Raw genomic sequence first — 9286 nt, forward strand, 5'->3', positions numbered from 1 at the left:
GAACGGCAGCCAGATGCGCTCGGTCTCGCCCTTGCTCATCCCCGACAGGGTGGCGGCGACGACCACGCAGAGGGCGGCGGTGGTCACCAGGGCCGTCGTCCCGTCCTCCCGCGACGGCGACCGGCGCAGACCGCGCACCGCCTCGGGCGCCCGCGCCAGTGCCCGGCGCAGACCCGCCACGGCCGCGAGCCCGGCCGTCAGGCACACGACGGCCAGGTTCGCCCACACCCAGTAGCCGTAGGGCCGCACCGACGCCAACCCCTGGTAGTAGCGCTCCACGAGCAGGTGGTACCCCTCCCACCACCAGAAACCGGCCGCCGTGAAGGCGGCGGCGACGGCCAGGGCGCCCGCCAGTGCGTGGGGAAGGGGGCGCGCGGTCCGCGCGCACAGGAGCACCCCCACGGCCGGGATCCCGACCAGGACGAACCCGTAGGACAGGTACACCGACCACCCCAGGAGCAGACCGGCCGCCAGCGCGGTGGCGCGCGGCGCACGCGCGGCGGGTGCCGCGCCCACGGCGAGCAGGGCCAGGCCCCACGCGGTCACCGCCATGAAGTAGCCGTCCGCCGACGCGCCCACCCAGACCGCGGCGGGCAGCAGCACGAGGAACGGGGCCGCCCGGCGCGCAGCCGACTCCGCGCCGAGCGCGCGCATCGCCACCAGGACCGCGGCGGCGGCCGAACCACCGACCACGATGCACCAGAGCCCGGCCCACGCCCCGCCGCCCAGGCCGACCCGGTCCAGCGCGACGAACGTCAGGACGGCGCCCGGAGGGTGTCCGGCCACGTGCGTGGGCCAGTTGTCCGGCTGTCCGATGAGGACGTGCCGGGTGAACGCGTCCAGCGCGGCGCCCACGTCCCGGAAGCGGTCGACCGAGGACAGGTACTCGTGGGGCGACAGGAGGCGGTCGGCGATCCCGCGCCGCCAGCCGTCGACCAGCGCGAGCGCGGTGGTCCAGAGCGTGGACGCGGCCCAGGTGGCCCACACCAGGACGCGCCAGGGCAGGGCGCGCGCCACCGTGGGACCGTAGGCCACCACCGCCGCCGCCAGGGCGACGGCCGGGACCGTGCCCGGCCCCGCGTGGGGGAGCCAGGACGCGTACAGCGGCGGCCAGTCCACGTGGAGGACGCCGTGCGCCCGCTCGATCCGGGTACCGACGACGGCGGCCGTCGCGAGGAGGAGTACGGCCAGGGCCGCCACGGACAGGTCGGCGCGGAGACCGGTCCCGGAGGCGCCGACCGCGTCCCGGACGTTGCGGCGGAGTTCGGGCTGCGTCACGCCGTCACCGTAGGCCAGGTGCGCACCGGCGCCCGACCGCACCGCGGCGTGTCGCCCAGGTCCGAGGAATCGCAGGTCAACGGAACCCTGGGCGGACACACCGGGAGATCGCCGGTGCGTCCGTACCGTGGCCCGTCGGCCCGGCGCCCTCCGCGCGCCTCCGCAGGGCGTGGAGCCCGAGCCGCGCCCACGGGAACGGCGCACCCGGCTCCCCCCGGCCGTTGGTGACCTGCACGGTCACACGCTCATGGACGTCATGGGCGGCGGCCTCGACGATGAGCAGGCCTCCGGGCAGCACGATCTCCCCTATCCGGGCGAGCAGCTCCTCGGGATCGCCGCCGATGCCGATGTCGCCGTCGACCAGCAGCGCGGTGCGCCAGCCTCCCTCTCCGGGCAGGGGGGGCGAACACCGAGGCGCACACCGCCCGGCCGCCCGCCTCGGCCACGCGTGACACGGCCACGGGGGTCGTGTCCACGCCCAGCGCCCGGCGGCCCCGTGCGGCGAGCGCGACGACCATGCGGCCGGGACCGCATCCGGGGTCCGGGGGGTCGCCCTCGGAGCGCTCCAGCACGCTCTCGTCCGCGGTGCCGGTTCCCCCGCACCAGCGTTCGACGTCCAGGCGGAGCATCCACCCGTCGGACCGGCGGAGGAACAGGGGTCCACGGCCGCTGACGATCGCCTGGGAGTAGGGGGCGCACAGCCACGGATCCGACCTGGTGTCGATCCCGGCCTCGGCCGCGCTCACCGCCCGCGCCCCGTTCCTCCGCGCCCGACGGTCCTACCGAAGCGGCCGTCGGGGACGAGCGAGGCCACGAACGCGGCGTCACGCGCCGTGTCGACGTCCGTGAGCACGTCCAGGTCGCCCACCCGCAGTCCGGCCCCGACCAGCCGCGCGCGCTGGAACCGGCCGGTGTGCCCGGTCGACATCGGGACGCCGCGCAGCAGTTCGGGGTCCGGGTCGGCCAGGCCGAGCGCCCAGAAGCCCCCGTCCTCGCTCGGACCGAACCACGCGTCGACGCGGTCCCACGCGTCCGGGGCCAGGGCGGGTGCCAGGAGTCCACCGGTCACCTGGGGGGTGTCCATCCCGATCAGCAGGGAGGGTCCCGAGCACGCGGCGAACGCGTGCGCGAGCCGTTCGTCGAGTCCGCCGCCCGACTGCGGGACCACCTCGAACCCCGAGTCCGGAAGCCAGGGCCCAGGGCGCCCCTCCAACACCAGGAGCCGTCTTCGCGCGGGGAGGGAGCGCACCGTGTGCAGGGTGTCCGCCAGGGCGGCCTCGGCGACTTCGGCGGCCTCCCGGGGCGAGTACTCGGGTGTCAGCCGTGTCTTGACCCGTCCGGGAACGGGTTCCTTGGCGATCACCAGCAGTGTCGTGTCTCCGGCCGGGAGCTCCTCCGCCGGCGCCTCCGGCGCGCACGACACTCCGCGTACCGCGTTCCCGGCCGGGAGGTCCGCCCCACGGGGTCGGCTCATGGTCTGCCTCCCCTCGCGCGCACGCCCTCCCGGGCCGGTGGCTCGCGCAGCACCGCCGTCATGTCGCGCACGGCGGTCCACGTCCCGCGCCACGTCCCCGTCACCTTGGACGCGCCCTTCCTCGGCAGGTAGGGAACGTCCACCTCCTCGATCCGCCACCCGGCGTCGGCGGCGCGCACGACCGTCTCCAAGGGGTAGCCCGAGCGCCGGTCGGCCATCCCCAGCCCGACGAGGTCCGCCCTGCGGGCGGCCCGCATCGGGCCGATGTCGCGGACGCCCACACCGGTCCGGGAACGCAGCATCCGCGCGGCGACGGCGTTGCCGACCCTGGCGTGCGTCGGCCAGGCTCCCCGGCGGGTGGGACGACGCCTCCCCAGGACCAGGTCCGCCCCGCCGACCCGGACCCGGTCCACCATCGCCGGGAGCAGGGCGGGGTCCAGCGAGGCGTCGCAGTCGCAGAAGCAGACGAACTCGGCGGTCGCGGCGGACAGGCCCGCGTGGCACGCGGCTCCGAACCCCCTCCGCGGTTCGGGGACGACGAGGGCGCCCAGTTCCCGTGCGACACCGGCCGAGCCGTCCGTCGACCCGTTGTCCACGACGATCGCCCGCCATCCCGGCGGTACGCGCTCCATGACCCAGGGCAGCGCGGACGCCTCGTCCAGGCAGGGCAGCACCACGTCGACCGGTGGCGGCGGGCCGCCCGTCGTGCCGGGCAGCGCACGCACCGGTTCGTCCTGACCGTACTCGTGTGGTTCGTTGCTCACCCTGGTTACGCTACGAAGTCATCAGGACACAGACCGGTGAAGGCGGTCGCGACACGCGGACACTCCGGCCGCCGGTGACCCGGACCCGACCGGTCCGCGCAGATCGGCACGGGCGAACTCCGCCATCCCCTCGGCGAAGCCGACCCTCGGCCGCCAGGACAGCTCCTCCATCAACCGTTCGGAGGAGGCCGTGATGTGCCGTACGTCGCCGAGCCGGTACTCGCCGGTGACCCGGGGTGACGCGCCCCCGTACGCGTCCGCCAGCGCACGGGCCATCTCGCCGACGGTGTGCGGCGTTCCGCTGCCGGTGTTGAAGGCGGACAGCCTCCCCCGGTCCCTGCCCGGCAGCGCCTCCAGTGCCGCCACGTTGGCCCGTGCCACGTCCCCGACGTGGACGAAGTCGCGCCGCTGGCGGCCGTCCTCGAACACGCGGGGCGCCTCGCCCCGGGCCAGCGCCGAGCGGAAGAAGGAGGCCACGCCCGCGTACGGGGTGTCGCGCGGCATCCCCGGCCCGTACACGTTGTGGTAGCGCAGCGACACCGCGCGTCCGCCGACGGCCCGGGCCCAGGACGCGCACAGGTGCTCCTGCGCCAGCTTCGTGGTGGCGTAGACGTTGCGCGGGTCGCTCGGCGCGTCCTCCCCCACCAGGCCGGGCACGAGCCGCGCCCCGCACCGGGGGCACGGGGGGTCGAACACCCCGGCACGCAGGTCCGACTCCGACCTCGGCCCGGGGCGGACGTCGCCGTGCTCGGGGCACGTGTACCGCCCCTCGCCGTAGACGACCATCGAACCGGCCATGACGACGTCGTGGACCCCGGCCCTGGCCATGGCGGCCAACAGGACCGCGGTGCCCAGGTCGTTGCAGGCGACGTAGTCGGGGGCGTCCAGGAAGTCCGAGGAGCCCAGTCCCACCATCGCCGCCTGGTGGCAGACCGCGTCCACGCCCCGCAGGGCGCGCTCGACGGCCTCGCCGTCCCGGACGTCGGCCACGACGTCGACGGGTTCCTCGTCGGAGCTCCGCCCGGCGTGCGCCTGGGGCAGGTGGGCGTCGAGGGTCACCGCCTCGTGCCCGGCCAGGCGGAGTTCCTCCGCCACCCGCGATCCGACGAACCCGGCACCACCCGTAACCAGTACTCGCATGGGCCCAACCTACGTTTCGCACACGCTCCGTCACGGGTCCCGCCACGCGCGGTGAGGGATCCCGCGACCGGAACGCGGACGCGCGACGCCTCCACGGCGGCGGGGCGGGGCGTACCCGGACGGCACACGAGCCCCTGTGACCTGCGGCACAGCGCTTGCCCCTCACACCAATGTCAGGTTCTAGCGTGATCACCGTGCCCGGACGGGGCACGCGTTTCCTGAAGGAGATCTCACGTGACCAGCCTGTTCCACCCCCACCAGATCGGGAGCCTGACACTGCCCAACCGGGTGGTGATGGCCCCGATGACCCGTGTCCGCGCCGCCGAGGGCGGACTGGCGACGCCGTCCATGGCGACGTACTACGCCCAGCGCGCGACCGCTGGCCTGATCGTGTCCGAGGGGGTGCAGCCGAGCCTGGTGGGCCAGTCCAACCCGGGGACGCCGGGGCTGTACACCGACGAGCAGGTGGCCTCCTGGAAGCCGGTGACCGGCGCGGTGCACGCCAACGGCGGACGGATCTTCGCCCAGATCATGCACGGCGGGCGCGTCTCGCACCACGAGACCACGGGCACGCAGCCGGTCGGCCCCTCGGCCGTTCCCGCCGTCGGTAACGTGTTCACCCCGACCGGGCCCCAGCCGGCGCCGATGCCGCGCGCCCTGGAGACCGCCGAGGTGCCCGAGCACGCCGGGTCCTACGCCGGGGCCGCCCGCCGCGCCGTCGACGCCGGGTTCGACGGGGTGGAGCTGCACGGCGCCAACGGCTACATGATCTCGCAGTTCCTCTCGTCCAACGCCAACCTGCGCACGGACTCCTACGGCGGCTCGGTGGCCAACCGGATCCGGTTCGCCGTCGAGGCGACCGCCGCCACCGTCGACGCGGTCGGGGCGGAGCGGACCGGCATCCGCCTCTCCCCCGGCGGAGGGTTCTGGGGTGTCGAGGAGAGGGACGTCCGCGAGCTCTACACGGCACTGCTGGCCGAGCTGTCCCGGCTCGGGGTGGCCTACGTCCACCTGGAGGCCACCACCGACGAGGAACTGCTGCTGGAGCTGCGCCGCGCCTGGTCGGGCACCCTCATCATGAACCCCACCGTTCCCATGGGCCCCAAGCAGGTCGACAAGGCCGGTGCCGACCGCTGGCTCGGTCTGGGGGCCGACCTCGTCAGCTTCGGCCGCGCCTTCATCGCCAACCCCGACCTGGTGGAGAGGCTCCGCAGCGGGCTGCCGATCGCCCCGGTCGACGAGACCACCTACTACCAGGGCGGCGACCGGGGATACCTGACCTACCCGGCGTACCAGCACGCCGCCTGAGCCCGGGTTCCGTCCGGGAGGGACGCGGGCGTCGGCCGCGGAACGGGGCCGGCGTCCGCGTTTCCTCCCCCGGTCCGGCGGGGAGCGTGTCTACATCGCGAGCACGCACCCGAGGGAGTGACGATGAAGTCCACCCAGCTACTGGAAGAGAACGGACTGCGCACGTTCCTGCTCGTCATGGACAAGGGCGACGAGGCGTTCGAGCAGATCAGCGGTTTCGCCGAGGCCCACGGCATCACCGCCGCGAGCCTGACCGCCATCGGCGCGGCCAGCCACGTGGTGCTCGGCTACTTCGACACCGTCACCAACCACTACCGGTACACCAGCTTCGAGGAGCAGGTGGAGATCGCCTCCTGCATCGGCGACATCGCCGACAACCAGGGCCAGCCCGCGCTGCACGCGCACATCGTCCTGGGCCGCGGGGACTCCACCGCCCTGGCCGGGCACCTGAAGGAACTGCGCGTGTTCCCGACCATGGAGGTCGTCCTCACCGAGACCCCGGCCCACCTGCGCAAGAAGGTCGATCCCGAGACCGGGCTGGCGCTCATCTCCGTGGACGACTCCACCGGCTCCTGACTCCGCCGGGCCCGGGAGGGCACCGGCCCGGCTGGCGCCCTCCCGGGCCCGGCCGTCCCCGTGCGTCACGGGGCGAGCGCGGCGGACACGCGCAGCTCACCGGACCAGCTCTCACACCGGACGCCCCCGGTGGCGAAGATGATCTCCAACAGCTGACGTTCGCCGCCCGGCCCCCACTCCTGTCCGGCCGCGACGATCTCCTCGCCCATGTGCGCCTCGAACGGTGTCCCACCGTCGCTCTGGGCGACCTCGACCCGGCCGTACCCGGCCATGTCGTACCCCTCGGACGGGTCCGCCGTCTCCACGACCAGGCACCAGTCGGAGGCGGTCGTGACGCGGGTGGAGTTCCCCTCGCCGTCGATCAGCCACACGTCCAGCGGGCCGGACGGGCCCTCCCCGCCGTACAGGTGCCACGACGCGACCACACGCTCAAGGCGCCGCCCCACGAGGCCCGCGAGGTCCTCGCCGTCCCCGTGCAGCGCGCAGAGGTCCATGTCTTCCTCGTCCACCCCCCGACCGTATCGGCGAGGCGCTCCTCGCGTCCCCCGTACGGAGAGAAAAGGGTGCTGCGGTCCGGCATTTCGGGCAAAATGATGCGGCCAGCCCCTCATAAGCCCCTTTAGCGTACTGATAACAGGGCTTATCGAAAAGCCAAGTGACACACGGGCTTCGTGCTTCCTAAGGTGACGGGCATCGCGCTTTTCCCGGTCCTCGCGGTTCTCGCAAGCCCGGGAGGAGCCGGAGTCCCATCCTCTTCGCAGACCGTTCGGACGGCCTGCGCCCTTCCCACAGAGGAATTCCAGTGAACGCTTTTCTCATCATCCTTGTCGCCGTGGTCACCGGCGCGGTCGGCGCCGTCCTCGGTTACCTCTTCGCCCGTCACCGCACCGAGTCCGAGAGCCGCGGCTCGCGCGACGAACAGAACCGCCTGAGCACGGAGTTGAGGCTCGCCGAGGAGCGGCGCGACCAGGCCAGCGCCCAGGCCGAGACGCTGCGCGCCGAGCGCGACGAGGCCCAGAAGTCGCAGCGCGAACGGGAGGCCGCCGCGACCGAACAGAACACCAGGTTGGAGAGCGCGTCCGGGCGGATCGGCGCGCTGGAGGCCGAACTCGACGCCGCCCGGGGCCAGCACCAGAAAGCGGCCACCCATGCGGTGGAGTTGAGGAAGTCCCTTGACGAGAGTCGGCAGCGGATCCGCGACCTGGAGGGGGACCTGGCCACCGCCGAAAGGGACAAGGCCGCGCTGGAGGCGGTGGCCGACCAGCGGAAGGAACTCATCGACGAGTACAGGGCCGAGATCGCGAAGCTGCACACCGAGCGGGCGGAACTGGAGAAGCAGCAGGCCAGGGTGGACGAGGCCCAGAAGGAGCTGGAGCAGGTCCGCGAGGAGCACAGCCGACTCCAGACCGAACAGGTCGAGGCGACCATGGCCAAGATGCTGAAGGTCTCCAAGGAAGAGCTGACCACCGCCGCTGACGAGAAGCTGGGCACGACCGCCAAGGACATCACCGAGAAGCTGCGGGAGATGGGCGTGCAGCTCCGCGAGATCGATGGCAGGCGCACCTCGACCGAGGCCCAGCTGAACGAGCAGATCAAGAATCTGGCGAAGGAGAACCTGGAGAGCCGCAAGCAGACGGCGTCACTCGTGGAGGCGCTGCGCAGGTCGCATGTTCGCGGCCAGTGGGGCGAACTCCAGCTCAAGCGGGCCGTGGAGATGGCCAACCTGCGGGAGCGCTGTGACTTCGACCTCCAGGTCGTGGTCAAGGAGGACGGGAAGGTCCTGCGACCGGACATGGTCGTCAACCTCACCGGCGACAGGCGTGTCGTCGTGGATGCCAAGGTTCCGCTTGACGCGTTCATGTCGGCTCTGGAGGCGACGGAGGAAACCGAGCGGGATCGCCTCATGGGAGAGCACACCCGCCAGGTCCGCGCGCACGTGGACGGGCTCGCGGCCAAGAAGTACCACGACAAGGTCGAGGGCAGCGCCGACTTCGTTCTCATGTTCCTGCCGAGCGAGGCGCTGTTGCAGGCGGCGATGAACCAGGACGCCGGGCTCTACGAGTACGCGCTCGACAAGCGGGTCGTCATCGCTTCCCCGACCGCCCTGGTCTCCATGCTCCGCACCATCGCCCTGTCCTGGAACGAGAAGACCGTGCGAGACAAGACCGAGCAGATCCAGAGGCTCGGCCGGGAGATCTACGAACGCCTCGCCACGTTGAGCGGTCACCTCGGCAACCTCGGTAGCCACATCGACAAGACCGTGGAGTTCTACGACAAGACGATCGGTTCGCTGGAGCGGAGCGTTTTGCCCGCGGCCCGTCGTTTTCCCGAACTCGGGGTTGCCACCTCCAAGGAGATGCCAGAACTGGGTCCGATGGGCTCCCTGACACGAGAGATGAAGGCTCCCGAGCTGGTGCGTGCGGTCACCGAGGAGCCCGTCGCGTCCGTCGTCGAATCGGCCGCGCCGAAGGCCGAGCCGTTCGACTGAGCAGGCGCACGGAGAAGCAGCGCGGCCCTTCCCGGGCGGATTTCGGGAAAGGCCGCGGCCGTGTGCGGGCTCTCGACTTGCTGATGGGCACCTGGGACGCGAGCGAGCTGACAGCGCTGCCCCGACTGAACGAGTCAGCGATACGGCAGTTCGTGTGAGGACCTGGTGATCGCCTCTGGCACACGGCTGGGGCGCTGGGGCCAGGGTGCCCCGTGTTCTCGGGTCGCCCCTAAGAGCTCATCTCATTTGGGTTCTCGG

General features: G+C 72.6%; 7 protein-coding genes. 3 read left to right on the top strand and 4 right to left on the bottom strand.

The features are described from left to right. Positions 1 to 2020: 2020 nt before the first annotated feature. The 3 genes from D455_RS0123800 to D455_RS0123810 are packed head-to-tail and all read right to left on the bottom strand — an operon-like array spanning position 2021 to position 4656. Entirely contained in the window at positions 2021 to 2752 is a 732-nt protein-coding gene (locus D455_RS0123800) for a TIGR04282 family arsenosugar biosynthesis glycosyltransferase (protein ID WP_241480352.1), read from the bottom strand. Next, positions 2749 to 3516 carry a glycosyltransferase family 2 protein gene (locus D455_RS0123805; RefSeq protein WP_017573190.1) on the bottom strand — a complete coding sequence of 256 codons (768 nt, stop codon included), beginning with the start codon at positions 3514 to 3516 and terminating at the stop codon, positions 2749 to 2751. The genes D455_RS0123800 and D455_RS0123805 overlap by 4 nt, the downstream gene beginning before the upstream one ends. A 21-nt stretch (positions 3517 to 3537) precedes the next feature. After that, positions 3538 to 4656: an NAD-dependent epimerase/dehydratase family protein gene (locus tag D455_RS0123810; RefSeq protein ID WP_026122920.1), complete on the bottom strand. Its 1119-nt coding sequence runs from the start codon at positions 4654 to 4656 to the stop codon at positions 3538 to 3540. 234 nt (positions 4657 to 4890) lie between these two features. Between D455_RS0123810 and D455_RS0123815 the strand changes: the two genes are divergently transcribed. Together D455_RS0123815 and D455_RS0123820 are read left to right on the top strand one after the other, a co-directional pair. Next, positions 4891 to 5964: an alkene reductase gene (locus tag D455_RS0123815; protein WP_017573192.1), complete on the top strand. Its 1074-nt coding sequence runs from the start codon at positions 4891 to 4893 to the stop codon at positions 5962 to 5964. A gap of 123 nt (positions 5965 to 6087) precedes the next feature. Beyond that, positions 6088 to 6540, top strand: a complete 453-nt coding sequence (locus D455_RS0123820; RefSeq protein WP_017573193.1) for a PPC domain-containing DNA-binding protein — start codon at positions 6088 to 6090, stop codon at positions 6538 to 6540. A gap of 65 nt (positions 6541 to 6605) precedes the next feature. On the opposite strand, the gene D455_RS0123825 is transcribed toward D455_RS0123820, so the two are convergent. Continuing rightward, positions 6606 to 7049 (bottom strand): hypothetical protein, encoded by a 444-nt coding sequence (locus D455_RS0123825; protein ID WP_017573194.1) that lies wholly within the window; start codon positions 7047 to 7049, stop codon positions 6606 to 6608. Between the two features lie 293 nt (positions 7050 to 7342). Here D455_RS0123825 and rmuC point away from each other — a divergent pair, with 293 nt between their 5' ends. Beyond that, entirely contained in the window at positions 7343 to 9028 is a 1686-nt protein-coding gene (gene rmuC / locus D455_RS0123830) for a DNA recombination protein RmuC (RefSeq protein WP_017573195.1), read from the top strand. The last annotated feature ends 258 nt before the right edge of the window (positions 9029 to 9286 follow it).

The organism is Nocardiopsis halotolerans DSM 44410, assembly GCF_000341065.1.
GTDB classification, from domain to species: Bacteria; Actinomycetota; Actinomycetes; order Streptosporangiales; family Streptosporangiaceae; genus Nocardiopsis; species Nocardiopsis halotolerans.

Excerpts from the sequence above, each read along its gene's own strand:
- D455_RS0123800 (WP_241480352.1), bottom strand. The coding sequence starts at position 2,752 with ATGAGCCGACCCCGTGGGGCGGACCTCCCGGCCGGGAACGCGGTACGC.
- D455_RS0123810 (WP_026122920.1), bottom strand. The coding sequence starts at position 4,656 with ATGCGAGTACTGGTTACGGGTGGTGCCGGGTTCGTCGGATCGCGGGTG.
- D455_RS0123820 (WP_017573193.1), top strand. The coding sequence starts at position 6,088 with ATGAAGTCCACCCAGCTACTGGAAGAGAACGGACTGCGCACGTTCCTG.